General features: G+C 46.5%; 16 protein-coding genes. 5 read left to right on the top strand and 11 right to left on the bottom strand.

What is annotated here, in order from left to right:
- The 7 genes from hsdR to QUF61_RS09565 all read right to left on the bottom strand — a co-directional run bounded on the left by hsdR (position 1) and on the right by QUF61_RS09565 (position 11,710).
- The gene (gene hsdR, locus QUF61_RS09595; protein ID WP_289681465.1) at positions 1-2,403 is read right to left on the bottom strand and encodes an EcoAI/FtnUII family type I restriction enzme subunit R; all 2,403 of its coding nucleotides are present in this window, start codon (positions 2,401-2,403) and stop codon (positions 1-3) included.
- Between the two features lie 305 nt (positions 2,404-2,708).
- On the bottom strand, positions 2,709-4,589 hold the full coding sequence (locus QUF61_RS09590; RefSeq protein WP_289681464.1) for an ATP-binding cassette domain-containing protein: 1,881 nt from the start codon (positions 4,587-4,589) through the stop codon (positions 2,709-2,711).
- On the bottom strand, positions 4,586-5,203 hold the full coding sequence (locus QUF61_RS09585; protein ID WP_289681463.1) for an exosortase H-associated membrane protein: 618 nt from the start codon (positions 5,201-5,203) through the stop codon (positions 4,586-4,588). Before QUF61_RS09585 ends, QUF61_RS09590 begins: the two co-directional genes overlap by 4 nt.
- Positions 5,204-5,359: 156 nt before the next feature.
- Entirely contained in the window at positions 5,360-6,865 is a 1,506-nt protein-coding gene (locus tag QUF61_RS09580) for an EH signature domain-containing protein (protein ID WP_289681462.1), read from the bottom strand.
- Between the two features lie 103 nt (positions 6,866-6,968).
- On the bottom strand, positions 6,969-8,111 hold the full coding sequence (locus tag QUF61_RS09575; protein ID WP_103922137.1) for an NADH-quinone oxidoreductase subunit D: 1,143 nt from the start codon (positions 8,109-8,111) through the stop codon (positions 6,969-6,971).
- Positions 8,112-8,325: 214 nt separating this feature from the next.
- Positions 8,326-10,242 carry a hypothetical protein gene (locus QUF61_RS09570; RefSeq protein WP_103922136.1) on the bottom strand — a complete coding sequence of 639 codons (1,917 nt, stop codon included), beginning with the start codon at positions 10,240-10,242 and terminating at the stop codon, positions 8,326-8,328.
- Between the two features lie 220 nt (positions 10,243-10,462).
- Positions 10,463-11,710, bottom strand: coding sequence for an aspartate kinase (locus QUF61_RS09565; protein ID WP_103922135.1), 1,248 nt, complete (start codon positions 11,708-11,710; stop codon positions 10,463-10,465).
- A gap of 195 nt (positions 11,711-11,905) precedes the next feature.
- Here QUF61_RS09565 and QUF61_RS09560 point away from each other — a divergent pair, with 195 nt between their 5' ends.
- Positions 11,906-12,136 (top strand): hypothetical protein, encoded by a 231-nt coding sequence (locus tag QUF61_RS09560; RefSeq protein ID WP_103922134.1) that lies wholly within the window; start codon positions 11,906-11,908, stop codon positions 12,134-12,136.
- A gap of 198 nt (positions 12,137-12,334) precedes the next feature.
- Positions 12,335-13,690 carry an adenosylmethionine--8-amino-7-oxononanoate transaminase gene (locus QUF61_RS09555; protein ID WP_103922133.1) on the top strand — a complete coding sequence of 452 codons (1,356 nt, stop codon included), beginning with the start codon at positions 12,335-12,337 and terminating at the stop codon, positions 13,688-13,690.
- Positions 13,691-13,700: 10 nt separating this feature from the next.
- Here the strand turns inward: QUF61_RS09555 and QUF61_RS09550 are convergent, their stop codons facing one another.
- Positions 13,701-14,387: an ABC transporter ATP-binding protein gene (locus tag QUF61_RS09550; RefSeq protein WP_289681461.1), complete on the bottom strand. Its 687-nt coding sequence runs from the start codon at positions 14,385-14,387 to the stop codon at positions 13,701-13,703.
- 422 nt (positions 14,388-14,809) lie between these two features.
- Here QUF61_RS09550 and QUF61_RS18215 point away from each other — a divergent pair, with 422 nt between their 5' ends.
- On the top strand, positions 14,810-14,986 hold the full coding sequence (locus QUF61_RS18215; RefSeq protein WP_407080056.1) for a type II toxin-antitoxin system HigB family toxin: 177 nt from the start codon (positions 14,810-14,812) through the stop codon (positions 14,984-14,986).
- A gap of 8 nt (positions 14,987-14,994) precedes the next feature.
- Positions 14,995-15,399, top strand: coding sequence for a helix-turn-helix domain-containing protein (locus tag QUF61_RS09545; protein ID WP_289681460.1), 405 nt, complete (start codon positions 14,995-14,997; stop codon positions 15,397-15,399).
- A gap of 149 nt (positions 15,400-15,548) precedes the next feature.
- Here QUF61_RS09545 and QUF61_RS09540 read toward each other — a convergent pair whose 3' ends face one another.
- Both QUF61_RS09540 and mfd read right to left on the bottom strand, forming a co-directional pair.
- The gene (locus tag QUF61_RS09540; RefSeq protein ID WP_289681459.1) at positions 15,549-16,589 is read right to left on the bottom strand and encodes an MBL fold metallo-hydrolase; all 1,041 of its coding nucleotides are present in this window, start codon (positions 16,587-16,589) and stop codon (positions 15,549-15,551) included.
- Between the two features lie 161 nt (positions 16,590-16,750).
- Positions 16,751-20,215: a transcription-repair coupling factor gene (mfd, locus tag QUF61_RS09535; RefSeq protein ID WP_289681458.1), complete on the bottom strand. Its 3,465-nt coding sequence runs from the start codon at positions 20,213-20,215 to the stop codon at positions 16,751-16,753.
- Between the two features lie 581 nt (positions 20,216-20,796).
- Between mfd and QUF61_RS09530 the strand changes: the two genes are divergently transcribed.
- Positions 20,797-21,864 (top strand): ADP-ribosylglycohydrolase family protein, encoded by a 1,068-nt coding sequence (locus tag QUF61_RS09530; RefSeq protein ID WP_289681457.1) that lies wholly within the window; start codon positions 20,797-20,799, stop codon positions 21,862-21,864.
- On the opposite strand, the gene QUF61_RS09525 is transcribed toward QUF61_RS09530, so the two are convergent.
- On the bottom strand, positions 21,850-23,763 hold the full coding sequence (locus QUF61_RS09525) for a V-type ATP synthase subunit I (protein ID WP_289681456.1): 1,914 nt from the start codon (positions 23,761-23,763) through the stop codon (positions 21,850-21,852). The genes QUF61_RS09530 and QUF61_RS09525 overlap by 15 nt on opposite strands.
- Between the last annotated feature and the right edge of the window lie 16 nt (positions 23,764-23,779).

Here is a 23,779-nt window from a genome sequence, read left to right as displayed (position 1 = left end):
TTATGCAGCCGCATAGATAACTTGTTCGAGTTGGTTTACGGCTTTGTTATAACCTACTTTGCCGCCAAAAAGTTTAACAATTTCCATCGGGGTGCCGATTTGGTTAAAGGGGGCAATTTTAAGGACTTTGATGTCTTCAATGTTTTCTATGCCTTCGTTGGCGTATTTATCGAGTAAGGCATTAAGCACTTGTCGTGCTTGCTCACCATATTGGTTGAATACATCACGTTTTTTGACTTGTCTGGCGCGTTCTGTGCGCGTCAGTGGCGGTTGGTCGAAAGCAATATGGCAGATCATATCGAATAAATCCAGGTCTTTGCTAATCGCTTCTTTGAAGTGTTCAAGAATGATACCTTGTTCTTCAAGTTCCTGGATGATGACCTGTTTTTTATCTGCGCTGTTCCATTTATTGAGAAAGTCGTCAAGAGATTGGTAGTGCTGATGGACTTTCTCGCAAGTGTAGTCTTTGAGACTACTGGTGATGAGCTTACCATCACCATCAAGGTATTGTACACGCTCGTTGAGAATGCTGACATTCACGCCGTTGACGTAGTATTTTTGCGGTGCTTCTCTTTGTATATCGCCACTGTCAATAATACCGGGAGGTCTTGGGTCAGAATAATCATCATCTGAGTCAAAATCCACATCTTCATCATTTTCATCGGTAATTGTGGTGTCATCCTGGGCTTCTTCTTCAGGTGTCTCGAAATCATCATATTGGTTTATTTCCTTGACACGCACGGGATCGCCATCGAAATCGGGATCAGCAAAGAGATCAGTGACATTACGGAAATCGAGAATAGTGAAGAAGTGTTTACCGTATTCTTCATTGATGCGTGTGCCACGTCCGATGATTTGTTTGAACTCGGTCATTGAGCCGATATTGCTATCCAGTACGATGACTTTACAGGTTTGGGCATCCACGCCGGTGGTCATGAGTTTGGAAGTTGTAGCAATCACTGGGTAGTCTTGTTCGGGGTCAATAAAGTTGTCCAGTTCACGTTTACCTTCTTCGTTGTCACCGGTGATCTGCATGACGTATTTGGCATTTTTTGCTATTAAGTCGCTGCTGGCATTGGCTAGGGCTGCTCGCATAATTTCGGCATGTGGAATGCCAACACAAAATACAATAGTTTTATCAAAGCGATCTGTTTTTTGTAAAAACTCGGTGATTTTATTGGCTACAGTCTGACTACGTTCATCAATAAATATATTTTTATCATAGTCTTTGGTGTTGTAGAGGCGGTCTTCTACAACTTGTCCGTTTTTGTCGATTTTACCTTTTTCGGGTCGCCAACCTTCCAAATCAATATTGATTCCTACCCGCACGACCTTGTAAGGTGCAAGAAAACCATCTTGAATACCTTGTTTAAGGGAATAGGTGTAGACCGGATCGCCAAAGTAATCGGTACTCGATATGGTTTTGGTTTCTTTGGGGGTCGCGGTCATACCGATGTGGGTGGCACTGCCAAAGTAGCCTAAGATTTCCCGCCATGCGCTGTCATCAGCGGCGCTGCCTCGGTGACATTCATCCACTACGACTAAATCAAAGAATCCACGACTGAATTTTCGGTATGCGTCTTTGTCTTCGTCATAGTTGGTCAAGCCCTGGTATAGTGCCAGATAGATTTCATAGGATTTATCAATTTGCTTGTTTTTGATGACCGTCATTTTGTCTTTGAAGTGCCGAAAGTCACCGCGTTTAGTTTGGTCAATCAGAGCATTGCGGTCGGCTAAAAACAGGATGCGTTGTTTTGCACCTGCTTTCCATAAGCGGTGGATAATTTGGAAAGCAGTGTAGGTTTTACCTGTGCCTGTCGCCATAGTGAGCAAAATACGTGATTGCCCTTTGGTGATAGCTTCAACGGTTCGGTTGATGGCTATTTGTTGATAGTAGCGTGGAGAACGTCCACTACCATCAAAGAAGTAATCTTGGGTGATGATTTGTTCAGCTTCTGGGGTTTTGATACCTTTGTGTTTTTTGTAACGCTGCCACAGTTCTTCAGGGGATGGAAAATTATCTAGTGGTAGTTCACGTTCTATTTGTCCAGTGGCGCAGGTGCGGTCATGTTCGTGAAAAGCATCACCGTTACTACTGTAGACGCTGGGAATGTCGAGTATTTCTGCGTAGTTGATGGCTTGTTGTATACCTGCTTTGACTGTCTTTGTATTTTTTTTAGCTTCGATAATGGCTATCGGGATATTGGGTTTGTGGTAGAGGATGTAGTCAGCACGTTTGCGTTTGCCGCGTGTAGTGAGATTGCCTTTTACATAAATGCGCCCATCAGTAAAACTGACTTCTTCCCGTACCTGTTTATGCAAATCCCAACCTGCTTTTTCGATAGCGGGGGTTATAAATTTAGTGCATATATCGCGTTCTGATAATTCTTTTTTATTAGTCATTTTATATCCGAAGTCAATTACATAATTTGACTAAAGAATACCACGCAACGCCCTAAGAATCCTATTCGCTAATTAAAGGAATTAAAGGGGACACTTCCATACGCCATTTGTTATATGTGGCTTGCACCCGCGCCCGTGAGCATTTGTTGATCACCGCTTTGGAACCGGGTTCTGAGTTTTTGGAGGATTTAGTTTTTGATTAGAGATAAATCTGTTCGCCTGAAAGGTGAGGATTTTAATCTTGTGCATGGAAAATAAAAATCCTGCGCCCGGTTCCTGCACTTATTTCATCCTCACTCCTTACCTTATTCCAGCGTTTCTAACTGGTCGTGTATTTCCAGCCAGGTTTCTTCCAGTGCTTCCAGTTCCACACTGATGTGTTCCCGTTTATCGGCATATTTTTGCGCTTTTTCCCGATCCTCGTACAGCGCCGGGTCAGCCAGTGTATTTTCCAGCTTTTCTTTTTCTATGGTAAGTTTTTCAATTTCCCGTTCCAGCTTTTTAACCTGATTTTCCAGTTGCTTACGCTGCGCCCTGAGTTGCTTGTTTTGTTTTACCCGCGTTTGCTTGTCCTGCGCCTGCGGGTTTGCTGTTGTATTCGCCTGGTTTTGCTGGCGGCTTTCCTGTAATAACCATTGCCGATAATCATCCAGATCGCCATCAAAGATTTCCAGTTTTTGATTCGCCACCAGATAGAGTTGATCAGTGGTAATTTTCAGCAAGTGGCGATCATGGGAGATAATCAACAAAGCGCCAGCGTATGCCTGTAGCGCCACGCCTAAAGCATGACGCATTTCCAAATCCAGGTGATTGGTCGGCTCATCCAATAATAATAAATTGGGTTTTTGCCAGACTAATAAGGCTAATGCCAGGCGCGCTTTTTCACCGCCGGAAAACGGTGCCACGATTTCCGTGGCGCGATCACCAGGAAAACCAAAGCCACCCAGAAAATCCCGCAGTTGTTGTTCTGTGGCCTGTTTATCCAGACGCTGTAAGTGTTCCAGCGGTGTGGATTGCAAATGCAGGTGTTCCAGTTGGTGCTGGGCAAAATAACCAATTTTCAGCCCTGAGTGGGCTTCCAGTTTGCCCTGCATGGGGGCTAAATCACCGGCTAATAACTGGATGAAAGTGGACTTACCCGCACCATTTGCACCTAATAAACCGATACGGGCACCGGGAGGCATCCGCAGATTCAGATTTTTTAAGATCGGTTCATCACCATAACCCGCATCGGCTTGTTCCAGTGTAAATAAAGGATTTGGGCAGGTTTCCGGGGGTTTAAATTGAAACCCAAAAGGTGAGTCTATATGCGCGGCCTGGATGGTTTCCATTTTTTCCAGGGCTTTAATACGGCTTTGTGCTTGCTTGGCTTTGGTGGCTTTGGCGCGAAAGCGGTCGATAAATTGTTGTAAATGCGCTTTCTGGCGTTGCTGTTTGTCAAAAGCGGCCTGCTGTTGTAATAACTGTTCACCGCGCTGGCGTTCAAAAGCACTGTAATTACCGGCATACAAGTGTATGTTTAATTGATGCAACCAGGCAATCTGATCCACGGTATTATCCAGAAAATCCCGATCATGAGAAATCAGCAATAAGGTTCCACGATAGTTTTTCAGCCATTGTTCAAACCACAATAAGGCATCCAAATCCAGGTGGTTGGTTGGCTCATCCAGCAATAATAAATCCGAACGACACATCAAGGCCCGCGCCAGATTCAGGCGCATCCGCCAGCCGCCAGAAAATTGTTTCACGGCATGTTGATGTTGCGCTTCGCTAAACCCCAGGCCATGCAATAAACGTCCGGCGCGAGCATGGGCGCTATAGGCATCAATATGCGCCAACTGCTCATGCAATTGCGCGCTTTTCATACCATCATCTGTTTGCGTTGCCTGTGCCAGTTGTTTTTCCAGATCCCGCAGTTCAACATCACCATCCAGGACATAATCCAGCGCTGAGCGTTCCAAGGCCGGGGTTTCCTGTGCAACATGGGCAATCACCCAGTTTGATGGTAGCTGCAAGTTACCGCTGTCGGCTTGTAATTCACCCAGTAATAAACTGAACACAGAGGATTTACCGCTGCCGTTTGCACCGGTAATACCGACTTTCCAGCCCGGATAAATGCGTAAATTAACATCCTGAAGTAAGGGTTTATAACCGCGTTGCAGGGAAAGTTCTTGAAATGCAATCATGAATAAAGTCTTTTTAATTGGGGAATGAGTTCAAGCAGGTAATCTTGCTGTAGATAAAACCATATAATAAACGGGGTTAAGCCGGGTAAAATAAGGCTGCTGAATTGATTGATTAAGGCCAGTATATTACGCCCGGTTTCGCTGTCAGTTACCTGCATGGCAACGCTAACGGGCATTTCAAAAACCAGCGTATGTAATATCGCCATCACCACGCCAAACACTTGTATGGGTAATAACAGGCATAACCAGACCCAAAATAAATTACCCAGCGGGCCGGGGTTCAGGCCAGCCAGCATCAGCGCGACCAGTAGTGGTATTCCATAACCGTATAACAGCGGGTTCACCGTTAACACCAGCAAACCCTGGTTTGAAACATCAATATGCTGGCTATCAATCCGGGTTATCACGTCCAGGGTGTAAACTTGTTGTACGACTTCGGCAATCAAATCCGGGTAAAACAGTTTTAACAGGCCATCACTTAACCAGGCGACCGGTGCCAGCAGCGGCAGAGATAATAAAAACCACAAACCAAAGCAGAAGGGCAGCAGTAGTAAAATCCGTAATACAAAGGCATCAATACGGGGTTGGGCAGCTATTTTCTGAGGTTTGGGCATAATTTTTCAAAAGACCTTCCAGGTTTTTAAAAACCTGGAAGGTCTCCACAAGGCTACGAATTTTTATAACCTGGATAATATCCATGCCTTGTCTTCCTTATATCGATTGAATTTTAGAAGTTTTATGCAAAAGATTGTACACCAACCTGAAACAAGCTAAACAAAATGTTCCATATATTTCAGATAATCGGCTCTGGACAGAACTTTGCCCGGATCAATATATAAATTAAAGGGCGGTTCTCCCAGGCGTTGGATTAAGCTGTGTTGCCAACGAGGCAAGGGCGAGTGGCTGTGTTTAACCGAGGCTTGCGCGTTTTGTTTGCGAATTGCGGCAAGGCTGAAGTGGCTGGCTTCATAATTCTGTAAACCTTCTATGGGCATGTCCTGATAAATCCGCAATTGAAAAGAGTGAGTGCCTTCTAATAAATGCACGCCTTGCAAATTCAGATAAATCAGTGAAGTGGCAGAACTGCCCAGTTGCGCAAGTCCGGTTAAATCACGCTGATCAAACTGGGTACGGATATAGTTTTCCGCCTGTTTGCCCAGTAATAAACGTGATTCCACAATCAAACCCTGTGCCTGCAAACCTTCCAGAAAACGCTTTCGGGCTGGAAACATACGTAATAAATCAGCGCGGTTGTGGGTGTGTGCCACATCCTCCAGAATGTTGAGAAACAGTTTTAAGTCCAGTTGCGACAACCAGTTGCGCATGGCGGCGGTATATTTATTGTCCAGCCGCCCCCACCAGGTTTGAAAGCGCGGCGCAGCACGCGGCACGCGGGGATCACCGAGTATGCCTAAAATCGTGTGCCGCCAGTTTTCCGGCAGTGCCAGACCATTATCCAATACCTTGTCCATCAGAATTTTAGCGGCATGATGTCCCAGTAATAACTGTTCTTCCATCATGGAATTTTTAACCGCATCCTGCTGCAAGACTTGAAACAGATGTAATGTTTTACCGACATCTTCCACCTGCAAAGCTTCAAGTGGTTGCAAATAATAAAGACGTTTAATGTGCTGTGCAAAACGTCCGGTTTCCGGGACATGCCAACGCTTGAGCAGGGGCAGAACATCGGCTTGCAGTGCTTGTGTCGCCTGTATAAAAGCCGCGCCGGGATCGGGAGTGAACAAAATCTCACTTTGCTGGCGATAGATTTGTAATTCCGCTGACTCACTGCGGCGCGGTGGCAAACTTTGGCATAAATCGGATAACCAACTTGCCAAGGCTTGATGGGCAGGCAGTTGATCCCAGACTTCAAAATAGAGTTGAATTAGTTGCCAGAACAGCAGACGTGAAGGGGGATCGAGTTGCTGGCGCAGTACGTTTAATAATGCCTTATCCAAAGGCAGATGTTGCAAAAATTCTGGCTTTTCCCGCCATAAACGTATCATTAAACGAATATCACCGGGGCCTTGTAAAAAATGGCTGGGCTTTTCTCCTGCCAGAATTTGTTTAATCAGGAATTCACGGCGTTGCTGCCAGCGCGGGTTATCATCGAAGGTTCCAGACTCCGCCAGGGATTTCAGTTGCGCGCTGAGTTCAGAAAACAACTCGATATGCTGCAAGCCACAATCTTCCGGCAGTTCCAGTTGCAACGGTGCAAACAATTTGCGACGGCGCTTACTGGTTTTTTTTAGTGATTTTGTTTTTGCTTCAGCCACGTATATTTAAAACGAACATAAGGTTTTTAAAAAAATAGCGTGAGGTGGAAGCGGCTTTCAGCAGCTTTCGCGCTGAATGAAGCTTACGCCGAACTCAGGTTTATTAACGATCCACTTCCGGCGGACAGGCATCCAGCGAGAACATAATTTGCGCAACATCTTCAATACGCGCTCCAGTACACATTTTTTCCAGCACCTGCACCGCATGCATACTGGAAGGCCCGCGTACATGTACGCGATAAGGTTTAGTGCCGCCGTTAGAGACAACAAAAAAGCCCAGCTCACCTTTGGAGGATTCGGTACGGGCATAGGCGCTGCCTTCGGGAATATTCCAGGCCAGCGGATTTGGCAATGGACAGCGAATCGGCCCTTTGATGTCCGGCAGGCGTTGAATCACCTGGCGCAAAATACGAATGGATTGAGTGATTTCAGCGCGGCGTACCTGGGTGCGGGCATAAATATCCCCTGCACTTTCTGTCACCACATCAAAATCCAGTTCCTGATAAACCAAATACGGATCATCACGGCGCAGATCAGATTGGAAGCCACAGGCACGCAGGTTAGGGCCGGTTACACCCCACTCTAATGCCTGTTGTTGCGTCATCGCGCCCACATTTTGAGCGCGGCGCTGAAATACCGGATTGTCAAAAAATAAATCGTCATATTCCGGCAAACCCGCTTCAATTCTATCCAGCACGGTGCTTAAGCGTTGCAGAACGCCATCTGGCAGGTCGCGGCGCACACCACCGGGGGTGATATACATATGATAAATACGCCCCCCCGCGATTTCTTCAAACAAATCCAGCATTAAGTCACGATCTGCCACGCCCCAGAACATGGTGCTGTATTGTCCGATAGTGGCGGAGTTGCCGCCAACAGTGAAAATATGTGCACAAATACGCGACATTTCCAGCATCAGCACCCGTATCCACTGCGCGCGCTCCGGTACTTCCAGGCCGCCCAGCATTTCTACAGCGCGGGCATAGGTTTCTTCCATCGGCACCGGATCCGGCACACAAATACGTGGTACCAGCGCCACGTTTTGTATCCATAAACGTGTTTCCATCAGCTTTTCAAAGCCACGATGCAAATACCCGCCATCAGCGCGTGCAGAGATGATGTGATCACCGGTAATCCGTAATTGCAGCGCATAATTACCCTCAATCCCCGGATGATTGGGGCCAAAGTATAATTCATACTCATGGCTGGGGGCTTGTTCAACAGGTTGGTAGTTTTCAGGATACATCCACGTCTCCAATTCAAACTAAAATTTTACAGGCCGCTATCTAATGCAATAACCTGAATGACAGGTCACGCAATGGGATACAGGTATTTGTTCATTCTCAGGCTTCTGCTACGCCGTCAACTTTATAATGGCGGGTGTGCCTTAGCGAGACCTTCCAGGTTTTCAAAACCCGGAAGGTCTAATACAGGTCAAAACAAGACTGATGCTGTACTGCTTAAATAAGTTGCAGACTTAATATGCCTTCCATTTTTTCCGCTGTTTCTGATTTACCAGTACGACTATCACCCACCAGTGCAACGGTAATACTGACTTGATCAATCTTGCCGCCGGAACGCTTGCGCTTATCCAGTGCTTTTTCCTTGATCAGACCAATTAAGTCTTCCGCCAAACGCACTGGTGCTTTTTGCTCGACCTCTTCCCGGTTGGCATAACCGCAGCGGGTGATGTCTTCATCGCCATTGTCTTTATAAGCGCCCGCCATTAATTGACTATAAGCAACGCCCAGTATCATTTCTTTATTATTAACCCGGTTTTTCATTTCCGCAATAAAGAGGGTTTCATTTTCCTGGAATTTTTCATATAAATCAGGATGCAGCACCTTACCATCACCGTCTTGTAACAAGGGGAAAGGATTGGCCCAGTAGCTGCTTTCCTTGCTGCCGCGATGGGTTTGGGTACTGCCCGCAGCAACGCGCTCACCCAGGCGGAAGCTGTCTATCGCTTCATCCACGCTCATGTCAATGCTAATGGTACAACCATCTTCTTCGATCAGCGTGAAGTTATTCATGTATAACAGGATGTCCAGTACGTCGCCGTCCTGCACTTCTTTAGCTTCCGCAACCGGTACAATCTGTCGGGCATTGGAGCCGGTTGCCTGATTATAACCAACTTCCCGGCCTTGCATTAACAGCTTGGCCTGTTCACTAAAACCGTCCAGACAGGCAAAAGCACCAGTTTCCGTGCCGTAAAAAATCGGGCGCACGGTATCTTTTTCATCGGTTTCCAAAACAACGCGGCCCATATCATCGGCTTTGACCAACATATCCGCAATATAAGGAGCACCGCTTTTTTCGCCAAAGCGCATCACATAGCGGGTACAACCGCAGTGCAAGGGGATTTCACCATTACGAATTGCCAACACATTATGCAAAGTCAGAATCGGTTTTTTCGCGTAACCAAAGTATTTCAGCGGATCGCGGTTGGGTACAGTGCCAACCAGTAGTTGATTCTCATCATCCCAGTAATAACCTAAATCTTCATCCCTGGCATTGGGATCGCCAAAAATAAACACACCATCCGGGCGACGTCCCTGTTGCAATTCTTCAATATTGCCAAAGGGGAACAGGTTTAATAAACCCGCTTCCATTTCAATGCAGCCGCGTGATTTATGCAGGTAAGCCACAATTAATGATGCACCAACCTGCAAGGCCACTGAAACCCATTGTTCCGGATCAAATTCGCTGCTCTTAAAGGGATTATGCGCTAATTCATAAAATGGCAAAGCACGTTTATTAGAAGGGGTATTGTAATTAACGCCGGTTTGAATATCGGCGGCAATTGTTAATGGCACATAAGCCAGAGAAACATAATCAGCAGGCAGGTTCAGATAATGCCCGGAAATTTCTCCAGCAGTGACGTTAGGCGGAACCGTCATACTCTGAGTACGGCGCACGCCCATATCCAGGCCCACTTTTTGTAACATGCGGCGACGGGTTTTTAAGATCAGTTTGGATAAACGTTGCGCCTTGCGGGTGATTTTATCTTTAACGCTCTCAGGGGTATCCTTGCCATTTGCGACTACGCTATTTTGCAGACGCACCAAACGCGAATAAGCGCTACCCCGGTAGTGATGAAAAGCGCCATCCAGGAAACGCACTAAATCCCGATCCCGCTCATTTTTAGCGCGCGTATTTTTTCCGCTATGATCGAGAATCGCGACAATCTCCCGCATTTTAACACTTTTAATAAACTCGATTTTAGGCTGAGCCTCATGCTGGCGACTGGCTGGACGCGATTCCAGGTTCTTAATGAAAGTCGTTTTATAGATTTTTAAGTAACGGGCAAAAGTCAGACTTTTTAATAGCTGCTCAGGGGTGCTACAGCCGTCACGAATTTCCAGAATTTCTTCCATGTGGATGGTACTCTTTCTTATGGGTTTAGCTGATAAAGCTGAGTTTCAGGTGGCTATCCGAAATAGAAAGCACACCATTCTAACTGCTGGCAGTATTCCTTACGCTGCCAGCAAGCCGAATGTCACGACAAATCTGCCGCACTCAGATGGATAAAAAATGCCGAAGAGTATAACAGGAGGAAGCATTGAGTCCAAATTGTGATGGGCTAAGGCAAGTTTATTATGATACCGCTTCCTCATCCAGATTAAACTGGCTGTGCAGCGTTCTTACCGCCAATTCCAGGTATTTTTCATCCACCACCACGGAAATTTTAATTTCCGAGGTTGCAATCATTTTAATATTGATGCCTTCTTCTGCCAATGCCTGGAACATTTCACTGGCAATGCCTGCATGGGAACGCATACCCACACCCACCATGGAAATTTTGACAATTTTGTTATCAAATGTGGCTTCTTTAGCCCCCAGGCTGGTAACCAGTTGATTCAGAATTTCCTTAGCCTGCGGGTAATCATTACGATGCACCGTAAAGGTAAAGTCAGTGGTGTTATTATCCGCCCCCATATTTTGAATAATCATATCCACTTCAATATTCGCATCGGCAACAGGACCCAGTATTTTATAGGCCACCCCCGGCTGATCCGGTACGCCTTGCAAGGTCAGTTTAGCTTCATCGCGGTTAAATGCAATTCCGGAAATTAAAGCCTGTTCCATTTTGTTATCTTCCTCTTCTTCTGCGGCAATTAAAGTGCTGTTTTGACTCCCAGGCTCATCAAACGATGATAACACCCGCAGAGGTACATTATATTTACTGGCAAATTCAACAGCGCGAATCTGTAACACCTTAGCGCCCAGACTGGCCAGTTCCAGCATTTCTTCAAAAGTAATTTTATCCAGACGACGGGCTTCAGCTACGATACGGGGATCGGTGGTATAGACGCCATCAACATCGGTGTAAATCTGGCATTCATCGGCTTTTAAGGCGGCTGCCAGTGCTACGGCTGTGGTATCGGAACCGCCGCGACCCAAAGTCGTGATATTGCCTTTGGCATCCACCCCCTGAAAACCGGCAACAATCACCACGCGCCCAGCATCCAGATCAGTGCGCATATACTGGTTATCAATGTCCAGAATCCGGGCTTTATTATGCGCGCTGTCGGTCAGAATATGTACCTGGCTACCGGTATAAGAGCGTGCGGAATAACCTCTGGACTCTAGCGCCATCGCCAGCAGTGCAATCGTAACCTGCTCACCGGTAGAGAGTAATACATCAAATTCACGGGGTGTGGGCGGGTCGGAAATTTCTTTAGCCAGAGTGATTAGTTTATTGGTTTCTCCGCTCATTGCAGAAACCACAACCACCAAATCATGCCCGGCATCACGGAACTGGATAATCCGCTCCGCAACATTTTGAATCCGCTCAGTCGTGCCAACGGAAGTACCGCCATATTTTTGTACAATTAATGCCATGTGGAAACTTATCCTGAGTTAAAAAAAAAGGGTGCTGCTGACCCAGCCGGGTATTATCCGCTGTTTTGCATGATTTTTAAATGTAGAAGCTTGGTAATATTCAAAATTATTTGATAAAAAGTGGTACATCACCATCATGACAGGGATAGCTGCTATACTTCGGTTTTTTAAATAAAAGCATTAGAGATTAACTTTATGTTCGAATCTGAGTCTGTTTTATATGATTTTCCTATACCAGACCCCATCCCGGCAGACGATGCCTCAATTGGTGAATTATCTTCATTTCTGGAGCGTTACGGCGATGCGCTGCTGGATGTGGTTGATCCTCAGACCAGCCGCCGTAGTGGTGTCAATCTGTTTGATCACATGGAACGTGATTTTTCTCAGCGCCCTGTTTTATTAAAACGTCTGCGCTCCATCTTATAAGCGGTGTTACGTAAAAGCTTCTTTTTTGCAGGTTTTAAAGACTTGCAATGCGAAAAAACCGCTTTTACTTCACGCTGATTTTTAGAAGCGAAGGTTACGCAAAGGCTTCTTTTTCGCAGGTTTTGAAGATTTGAATGCGAAAAAACCGCTTTTGTTCCATGCTGGTTTTTATTTCAAACTACATTATGATGAAAAAACATGTCTAATCAAAACTGGATAGAACGCGATCTTTCGGTGTTGTGGCACCCCTGCACCCAGATGAAAGATCATGAAAACACCCTGCCGCTGATTCCGATTAAACGCGGGGAAGGCATCTGGCTGGAAGATTTTGAAGGCCAGCGTTATCTGGATGCGATCAGTTCCTGGTGGGTCAATTTATTTGGTCATGCCAATCCACAGATTAACGCTGCGCTAAAAACTCAGTTAGACACGCTAGAACATGTGTTACTGGCGGGTTTCACGCATGAACCTGCCCTCGCCCTGGCTGAGCAATTGGTCAAAATTACCCCACCGGGTTTGGATCGCTGTTTTTACGCAGATAATGGTTCCGCTGGTGTTGAAGTGGCGCTGAAAATGAGTTTTCATTACTGGCGCAACCAGGGTAAAACTCAAAAAACCCGTTTTATCACCCTGGAAAACAGTTATCACGGCGAAACCCTCGGCGCACTGGCCGTAGGCAATGTCGAGCTGTATAAGGAGACTTACGCGCCCTTATTGATGGAAACCCTGGTCGCGCCTTCCCCGGATTGTTTTAATCGGGAAACGGGCGAATCCTGCGCGGCTTATGCTTTGCGCCAGTTGGAAAAAATGCGTCAACTGCTGGAGCAACACGCGGAAGAAGTTTGCGCCGTGATTGTGGAGCCACTGGTGCAATGTGCAGGTTACATGCGCATGTATGACCCGGAATATTTACGCGGCTTGCGCAAGCTGTGTGATGAATATCAAGTACATTTAATCGCCGATGAAATTGCCGTAGGTTTTGGTCGCACCGGCACCCTGTTTGCCTGTGAGCAGGCTGAGATTACACCGGATTTTATGTGTTTATCGAAAGGGCTGACTGCCGGTTATCTGCCGTTATGCGCGGTCATGACCACGGAAGATATGTATCAGGCGTTTTACGACGATTACACCAAGCTCAATGCCTTTTTACATTCCCACAGTTATACTGGCAATCCTCTGGCCTGCCGCGCCGGATTGGCAACTATGGAGATTTTTGAGCAGCAAAACGTCATTGCCAATAATCAAAAATTAGCTGAAGTCATGCGCCAAAGCTGCGCCCATCTCAATGATCACCCCCATGTTGCAGAAGTGCGTCAGCACGGCATGATTTTAGCCATTGAAATGGTTCAGGATAAAGCCAGCAAAACCCCCTACCCCTGGCAACAAAGACGTGGTCTGCATGTTTATCGCCATGCCTTAAAAAATAATATGTTATTGCGCCCATTAGGCAATGTTATTTATTTCATGCCACCTTATATCATCACACCCGAGCAAATCCAGGATTTAGCCAGGATTGCCACTGAAGGCATTGATATAGCCACTTCAGAGGCATAGCTAATCAGCACTAAACCAAAGCGCCATCATGCAGGCGAATCAAACGTTTAGAATAATTCATCACCAGCGGATCATGGGTTGAAAACAGAAAGGTCATGCCATGCTGCTCATTCATGCTTTGCAATAACTGCATTAATGATTCAGCAGTTTGTGAATCCAGATTAGCGGTGGGTTCATCAGCCAGAATTAATTCGGGTTTGGAAGCGATGGCGCGGGCGACAGCAACGCGCTGTTGTTGACCGCCGGAAAGATCGGCGGGGCGACGCTGCTCCAGGCCTTCCAAACCCACTTCCGCCAATACGCTGTTGGCTTGTTGCCGACATTGTTTGGCAGGCACGCCCTGCAATTGCATGATTAACTCAACATTTTCCCGCGCACTGAGTACCGGCACCAGATTATAAGCCTGAAACACAAAGCCGATACGGTGCAAACGTAAATCAGAAAGCTGGGTTTTGGATAATTGATCCAGGCGCGTGCCGCCAATCCGTACCTGCCCTGTGGTTGGCTGATCCAGGCCACTGATTAAATTCAGCAGAGTGCTTTTACCCGAACCCGATGGCCCGGATAAACACACAAAATCCCCTTTAGGAATATTAAGCTGCACCCCTTTCAGGGCAGGAATCTCCTGATTGCCCTGATAATAGGTTTTACCTAAATCGATACATTGAATGGCACCTGACATTTTTTTATTTTCCATGCACAAGGTTAAAACCTTCGCCTTTCAGGCGAACAGATTTATCTCTGATGTTTAACGGTAAAACTTAAAATATGGGTTTTAGCACTAACACCCCAAAGGGGTATTTTAATATAGCTTGGGGCAACGCCCCAAGGTAGAGAATGACACGTTTACGCCCTGAAAGGGCAGGTTAAAATGATTGCAATATTTTAATTTGCCCTTTCAGGGCGTGAATGGCACGGATACAATTCCAGGGGTGTTACCCCTGGCTATATTAATGCGCCCCGTTGGGGCTAAACAACAGGGCTTGTCCGCCCTGTATCTCGGCTTTCAGCCGCCAAATGCTCTAATCCACCCGTCTTTTAGCGGGTGGTTGTTTAGTCTTTTAAAGTTGATGTTATCTCATTATCTCATTACGAGATATAATTTAAAAATCAGGCGAGATGCCTGATGTTAGTCATTTTCAGGTGAGGCACCTGATGTTGCATACTACAAAGGAAATACACAATATTGCAGCAATTCACTATAATTCTAAAAAAGTTTTCGTCCGGCATATTTTAACGCATTCAGAATATGATCGGGGTAAATGGAAACAGGAATGCCAGCGAATAAGACACTGAGAACCAGAATGACTAAAATATTACAAGATGCATCCCGGCAATGGGCAAATTTTTCTGTTCTGTTGTCTGTTCCGCAAAATGAACAGGCATACCAACAGCAATCTGCCTGGATTGATGAATTAGTGGATGAGATTGGCGAGGATACAAATCACCCCTTGGCAGAATTGCTCAATACACTCGGCACATTATTACATGCCTATGAATTAGAACACTACCCGGAACCACAGGCAGAACCGGCAGATATATTACGCTTACTGATGTCTGAACATGATCTGAAACAAAGTGATTTACCGGAAATTGGCAGCCAAGGCGTAGTTTCCGAAATTCTTAATGGAAAACGGCAATTAAATATTCGCCAAATCCAGCGACTGAGTAAAAAATTTCATATTTCTGCTGCAACTTTTTTACCCTGAGAAGCTGTTGGTAAAACGTCATGAGCGAAGGCAGAGCAAGGCGCAGCCAGTACGAAAAACCGGAGTGTACATGAAGTACATGAGGATTTTTTGTACTGGCTGCAACGCCGCTATGTCAAGCGCAATAGGTTTACCAACAGCTTCTGATGTCAATCAGGGTAATGATGCACATCCCCGGCTTTCAATATGCCGTAAAACATATTGTCTGGGATTTCCGGTGGCTGATCATAATGATATAACAGGCATTTTTTCTGAATATCCGCATCCATATCATGAATAAGATTGGAAATATGTGGATGCACCCCCGTTGGAAACGGACTGGTTTCACAATCCATATAAATGCGATCAGCTTTACGATAATGCGAAACCAATTGTTGTGGAATCATATGCTGGGTATCGGTGGGCATTAACACGGTATAACCATTGCTATATTCCAGACTGATACCATAGCTGGGCATTTCTTCAGAACTGGAAATCACATGCATGGCAAAAATTGGGGTCATTTTCCAACGCCCTTCACCATCTTTGAAAAAATGCGTTGTAGTGGTACCGTCTTCCTGTTTGCCTACGGTATGCACATCAAAATAAGTATCAATAGTGACATCAGGCACGCCCTGTACGGTATCCATACCGGGGCCTACCGCACGCTTTAACGGCTCTAATACTTTTTTATGTACAAATAAATCCGGTTTGGCGCTGGCAGGAGGAATTGTCCATAGATTCTGCTCTAAAAATAGCTTTTCGGCAATAAACTGCTCGCCTAACCAGGCTTTTTTATTCGGCGTGTAATAGGGATTAAATAGAGTGGTTAAAGCCAGATATTCCATGCCACCAATATGATCGGCATGGGGATGGGAAATATAAACCCCGTCAATATCTGCCGAAGTTAAGTCAATGGCTTTTAAGGCATGGCGAATATCACCACCGGCATCCACCAATAAACGATAAGTTTCTCCCCCGCGTTTATTGGGCATATCAAATTCCAATAAAAAATTGGAATGCCAGCGCGGTTGATAGCGCAATTCACTGATAGCTTGTAACTGCGAGCGAATATCCGCTTCTGACAATTGTTTGCTATCCGCATCCTGATACAGTTTAAGGAATAACGCGCTCGCCTTCTCAACGGAGACGCAGTCTTGATAATCCCCGGTTGAAAATGCAGCATTTACGCCAATGGCAGTGATTTTCATTATCGTGCCTTTACTATTTTTTTATACTGAATTTAGATTAAATATATCAGAAAATAAAGATAAATGTTACAACACAGAAAGACCTTCCAGGTTTTCAAAATCTGGAAGGTCTGAAACCCTGCCAAAAAAAGTATATCCGTGTTACTTTGCCAAAACCCCATTTAGCCCTGCAAAAAACCAAAAAAATCATTCAGCATTTGCAGACGTTGCTCAAATTCTGCCAAATCCTGATTAATACGCAAATTATTATCACTGTCCAGACTGAAAACATGGGGCTGCTGTTGTATCAGTTGAATCACTTTCATGGGGTCAACCGGGGGTTCCGGCACAAATTGAATTCTGCCGCCACTGTCACCCAGTTCGATTTTACGCACACCTAAAGGTGAAGCCTGAAGTTTAACACCACTTAGCTTAAACAGATTTTTAGTCACTTGCGGTAATAAGCCAAAGCGGTCAATCAGTTCAGCCTGCAATTCACGCAACTCACTCTCATCACTGACATTGGCAATGCGTTTATATAAAATCAAACGATTATGCACATCGGGCAGATAATCTTCCGGCAGCAATGCAGGCACTTTTAAGTCAATTTCTACGCCATGATCCAGCGGTTTATCCAGGGATGGCTCCTTGCCTTGTTTCAAGGATTCCACAGCGCGTTCCAACAACTCGGTATATAAGTTATAACCGATTTCCTGCAAATGTCCGCTTTGCTCATCACCGAGCATTTCGCCAGCACCGCGAATTTCCAGATCGTGGGTTGCCAGGGTGAAACCCACGCCCAATTCTTCCAGCGAGCTTAAGGCATCCAGACGTTTTGCCGCGTCTTTAGTCATGGATTTTTTTGACGGCGTGATTAAATAAGCGTAAGCGCGATGATGCGAGCGCCCGACCCGTCCGCGCAACTGGTATAACTGCGCCAAGCCAAAACGGTCGGCACGGTTGATGATAATGGTGTTGGCGGTGGGGATGTCGATGCCGGTTTCGATAATCGTGGTACATACCAGCACATTAAAACGGCGATGATAAAAGTCCTGCATCACCCGCTCCAGATCGCGCTCCGGCATTTGCCCGTGGGCGATGTCCACCCGTGCTTCCGGTACCAGTTCCGCCAGTTCCCGCGCAGTTTTTTCGATGCTGTCCACCGCGTTATGCAGGAAATAAATCTGTCCGCCACGGCGCAGTTCACGGTGTATGGCTTCGCTGATCACGGGTGCGCGCCATTCCTGGATGAAAGTTTTCACCGCCAGACGCTTCAATGGCGCGGTGGCAATAATTGATAAATCACGTAAATCTGCCAGCGCCATGTTTAAGGAGCGAGGTATCGGTGTTGCGGTCAGCGTTAAAATATCCACTTCACTGCGCAGGGATTTAAAGCGTTCTTTCTGGCGCACGCCAAAGCGGTGTTCTTCATCAATAATCACCAGCCCCAGGCGTTTGAACTTAATATCGCCCTGAATCAGCTTGTGAGTGCCAATGACAATATCCACATCACCACTTTCCAGCCCAGCCAAGGCGGTATTCACTTGTTTGCCACTACGAAAACGCGACAATTGCTCGACTTTCACCGGCCAATCGGCAAAACGATCCAAAAAATTCTGATAATGTTGTTGTGCCAGTAAGGTGGTGGGTACTAACACGGCAACCTGCTTGCCATCTTGCACCGCAACAAAAGCCGCACGCATCGCCACTTCAGTCTTGCCAAAGCCCACATCGCCACAAATCAGGCGATCCATCGGGCGTGGGCTGTGCATATCCGCCATCACCGCATCAATCGCCGCCTGCTGATCGGGGGTTTCTTCAAAGGGGAATGCCCCGGAAAACACCTGATAAGCTTCCGGGTCATGCTGGAACACATGACCTTTACGCGCTGCTCTGCGGGCATACACATCCAGCAGTTCCGCTGCAACATCGCGCACCCGCTCTGCGGCTTTGCGTTTGGCCTTATCCCATTGCGGACTGCCGAGACGGTGTAACGGCGCATGTTCGGGATCAACGCCGGTAAAACGGCTGATTAAATGCAGGGAAGTGACTGGCACGTAAAGCTTATCGCCACGCGCATATTCCAGATATAAAAATTCCATGGGAATATCGCCCATGTCCAACGTGACCAAGCCATGATAACGCCCCACGCCATGATCTTCATGCACCACTGGCGCGCCAAGATCCAATTCGGTGAGATTGCGAATCACTGCATCCGGGTCTTTGGATGCCGCTGAACGCCGTCGCCGCTGTGCAACCCTGTCCCCGAATAACTGCGCTTCACAAATCAGGTGAATGCTCTGGTGAGCATCGGCATCTTCCAGCACCAGCCCCTGCTCTAAAGGCGCAATGGTCATGCCTAACACAACTTTACTGCGTAAAAACGCGGCCCAGTCATCAAATAACTTGGGTTTAACTCCGTGCTTACCCAGCACTTCCAGCAGGGTTTCGCGCCGCCCGGTGGTTTCTGCGGTAATTAACACCCGCCCCGGCGTTTTTGCCAGAAATTCTTTAAGCCGTGCCAGCGGCTCTTCGGCACGGGCATTGACCGGAATTACCGGCGGTACATGGGTGGCAAAATTAAATACCCCGGCTTTTTGTTCTATTTCGCTGTGACTGAGTTGTAATAAGGCATGTTGTTTAATGCCGCCAAACACCTGATCCACCGTCAGAAAAATATCGGCAGGTGGCAATAAAGGACGCTCAATATCATGTCGCAGTTCTTCATAACGGCTGTTGATTTCTTCCCAATATTCGGTACAGGTCGGCATTAAGTCACCCACACTGGCAATCAGGGTGTTTGCCGGCAAATAATCGAACAGGGTCTGCACCTGCTCAAAAAACAGGGGTAAAAAATATTCCGCGCCCGGTGGCGCAATTTGATGAGTGGCATCCTGGTAAACGCTGCAACGTCTGGGATCATTATCAAAGCGGTTACACCATTGCTCACGAAAAAAGTTAACTGCATTTTTATCCAGTGGATATTCCCGCGCCGGCAATAAACGCACCTGCTCCACTTCACCACGAGAGCGCTGGGTTTCCGGGTTGAGTACGCGCAAGCTGTCAATGTCATCGTCTAATAAATCAATACGATAAGCATTGACGCTGCCCATCGGGAATAAATCCATAATCGAGCCACGTATAGAAAACTCGCCATGCTCCATCACCTGATTCACCGCCCGATAACCACTGCGCTCCAGACGCAGGCGCAGTTTTTCCCGATCCAGTCGCTGACCCCGTTCCAGCAGCAGACTGTTAGCCTGCACATAAGTCTGCGGCGGCAGGCGTTGCATCAAGGTGGTGACAGGCAGTAATAACACCGCCTGCTGACTGTCCGGCAGTTGATACAAACTTGCCAGACGCTCAGACACGATATCCTGATGCGGGGAAAAAGCATCATAAGGCAGGGTTTCCCAGTCGGGGAAACTCAATAATTCTACTTTATCAGCGCTGAAAAAACGTAATTCATCCGCCAGCCGCTGCGCGCTTAAGGTGTCTTTGGTCAACACCATCAGCAGACCCTGATGCCGAGATAAAACCTGACTGAGCGCCAAGGCTGCGCTGCAACCTTGTAACTGTCCCCAGCTATGACGTAATCCTGGTTTCTGAGGAAAAGCAGGGGAAAAGATAGTGTTATTTTGTGACATGGAAAATCCGGTTGTTGCGTATTGTTTGTTTCTTACTTGCTATCCAGGCTCCACCAGCATTGATAAATCGGGACATGGAAACCGGGCTAAATAGTCTAAAAAAATAAGTGAAAAACAGGCCTTGTGAACAGCGTTTATTCAGTATACTGGAATATAAGGCTGTATACACGACTTGGTAATTTTTTATACCTCCCGCAGAGGCACAGAGGTGTGGAGAAAAAATGATTCTAAAATCTCTTAGGAGTGAGGATAAAATAAATACAGAAACTGGGTGCAGGATTTTTATTCATTTTCAAGGCGTGAAAACAGGCGCATAGCAAGCTATGTAACTGTTTTCGCAACGCAGAAAATGGAGAAAAAGACCAGCCAGGTTGCTGAAGTTATAAAATTCTCGCTCCTTAGGAGTGAGGATAAAATAAATACAGAAACTGGGTGCAGGATTTTTATTCATTTTCAAGGCGTGAAAACAGGCGCATAGCAAGCTATGTAACTGTTTTCACAACGCAGAAAATGGAGAAAAAGACCAGCCAGGTTGCTGAAGTTATAAAATTCTCACTCCTTATTGGCAAAGGTATGGTGATATGAATCAAGATAAGGTGCAGGGTCTGCTGTTGGGGCTGGCTTTAGGCGATGCTCTGGGTTTACCGGCTGAAGGTTTGTCCCGCAAAACTTTACAAAGGCGCTGGTCGGGGCGTTGGCGGCATCGCCTGTTGTTGTCTTGCGGCTGGTTTAGCGATGATACCGAACAGGCTTTTTTTGTAACGCAGGCATTATTGACACACCCTGATAATGTGGATGCCTTTGCAAGGCGTTTGGCCTGGAGTTTGCGAGGCTGGTTCCTGGGCTTGCCTGCGGGGATTGGGTTTGCCACCTTACGCGCCATTCTCAAGCTGTGGCTGGGTTTTTCACCCAGGCATAGCGGTGTGTTTTCAGCAGGAAACGGCGCAGCAATGCGGGTTGCACCAATTGCTGCGGCTTTTGCCAGGAATAAAAAGCAGCGCCAATCCTATGTTTTAGCCGCTTCGCGTTTAACTCATAGCGATCCAAAAGCTGGCGTTGCCGCACTGGCGATAGTGGAAATCTGCGCCTGGATGCTGCGTGAGGCAGAAAATACGCCACACCTGCAAAAACCGGAAGCAAGTGAATTGTTATTGTGTTTACGCAGCTTAGCGGATGTTGATGCCGCTTGGCTGGACTGTATCACACACATGGAAACGGCAATACAACAACAGGATTGCGTGAGTGATTTTGCAGATCGCCTGGGGCAACATCAGGGGGTTAGTGGTTACAGCTATCATAGCGTACCCGTTGCCATTTATGCCTGGTATCATCATTTTGGCGATTTTGAACAGACCTTAAGCGCCGTGTTTCGTTGTGGCGGGGATACCGATACGGTGGGGGCGATGGCAGGCGCAATGGCGGGTTGCGTGTGTGGTTATAGCGCCCTGCCCGATGACTGGCTTGCAGGTTTGTGTGACTGGCCGCGCAGCCATCATTTATTATTAAAAGCTGGCGCTAATCTGGCGCAACAACAGCCGGGGCAGCGTTTACCAGCCTTATCTTATGCCTGGTGGTTTTTGCCCCTGCGTAATTTTCTGTTTTTGCTGGTGGTGCTGGGGCATGGTTTTTTACGTCTATGGCGCTGGTAGTTTAAGCCGCAAGGGTTGAAACACCCGCCCCTGTCCGCTGAAAAACCGCGTAAAACCTTCGTAATATTCCAAACGCAAGACTTGAATCAGCACCACTGCACCTTCCAGCACCAAAATAAACAAATTGCCTAAGACCACCGCCAGCCAATAACCCGTACTTTCCATACCCTGGGCGATGGTAAACACTGCCAGGGCTAGTGCCGCGTGATTTAAGCTGAAAGCAGCAACACGCATGAAAGATAAGGTATTGGAAAAAAAGCCAATCAAGCTTTCCAGGCTTTCCACGATTACGCTGATTAAACGCTCGGTGAAATCCACAGATTTTAGCTCAAGCCACTGATAAATAAATAATATTGATAAGGGCAATGCCATCCATAACACATCCTGGTTATGCAAGTTGGCCTGAAAATATTGATACACCAGATTAATGCCTGCCAGATATAACAACATGCCGTTTAAGCCCTGTGTATCAAACAGGGCTTTTTTGTATTCCTTAAACAGCAGCAGGTTATAAATTTTCAGGCTACAGGCCAGCAGGATAAATGTAATCCCCCAGAATAAAGCCACAACCAGCATCAGCACAGGATTGCTTAAGGGGGAAATCCACAGCGCAGGCAACAGGTGCTCATTACTGAAAACGCTGCCGTATAAAAAACCAAAAAACAAGGAAGACAGGCCAATGCTAATCGCCAGCGCGCTGAATTGTTTGAGCAGCCTGCGTCCATAAAATCCAGCCAGCATGAGTAGCGCGCCATGCCCAACATCACCAAACATCATGCCAAACATTAAGGTAAAAGTCACAGTGAAGATTAAAGTGGGATCAAGTTCACCATAACGTGGTACACCAAAATTTTTAATCAGCGCTTCTGAAGCCTGGAAAATACGCGGATGCTGCAACAGGCTGGGTACCTGTTCACGTTCGCTGTCAGTGGGATTGCGGCTGCTGAGTTGAAAACAGTCACCTAATTTTTCCCGTAACTTGTGTTGCAGAGCTGGTACTGCTTTACGTGGCATCCAACCTTCCAGCAAGCTCAGTGAACCCGCGCCTGAACGTAATATATCGGCAATACCCGCATAGGGCGCAGCATAACAGAGTTGTAATTCATAGCTTTGCAGCGTTTGTTGATAACATTGCGCAGTTTTTTGTATTTCTTGTTCCAGTGCCTCAATCTGAAGTTGTTGATATTGATTTTGCTGCATCAGATTCATACGGATTTTATGCGGACGTTCAGAAAATTCTGCTGGCAATTCCAGTGCATGAAAATTTGCCGTGCTTAATAACTTCAAGGGTTTATTATCTGTTTGTACCGGCCCGGCCAACATAATGTACGCCTTATCTTTACTGCGATAAAACGTTTTCATGAAATACAAAGATTCTATAGAAACTGCTGTTTCAAAGCGTTTGAGGTCGGTCAGTGGCAAACTACCCACATGTAAATCCAGAAAATTTCCCGACTTTTTCAAATAGGATAAATCTATATCCAGATCAGAAAAGATTTCCAGCAATTGCCATAAATGTTTAATTTGTTGCTGGGTTTCCAACCAGTTCTGGCGTTTTTCTTCCAATACGGAAAAACTACGCCAGATTTTTTCCAGATGTTGATTAATTGCCTGCAATTTATCCAGGCTGGGCAAAAACGGAATTTGTATCGCCTGCACAGTTTCATCAGTCGGTGTGTCTAAGCGCAGCAAATAAGGCTTTATTTTATCAAAGCGGGTTTGTGCACTGCGGTAGATTTTTTGATAAGGCGCTGCCGGATATTCCGGCAGAATATGCGTGGGCAAATCTGCCTGTTCAGGATTAAACAAGCCTGATTCCAGCAATACAAAAAGTGCATCAGGAATGTCTTTTTTCATCAGTTTCAGGCTGACACGTTGCATAGGGGCTGGCCTGAACATGGGGAAACTCCTTCTA

Source organism: Candidatus Venteria ishoeyi, from assembly GCF_030378065.1.
GTDB classification, from domain to species: Bacteria; Pseudomonadota; Gammaproteobacteria; order Beggiatoales; family Beggiatoaceae; genus Venteria; species Venteria ishoeyi.
This window is presented reverse-complemented; position numbering and strand designations above follow the sequence as displayed.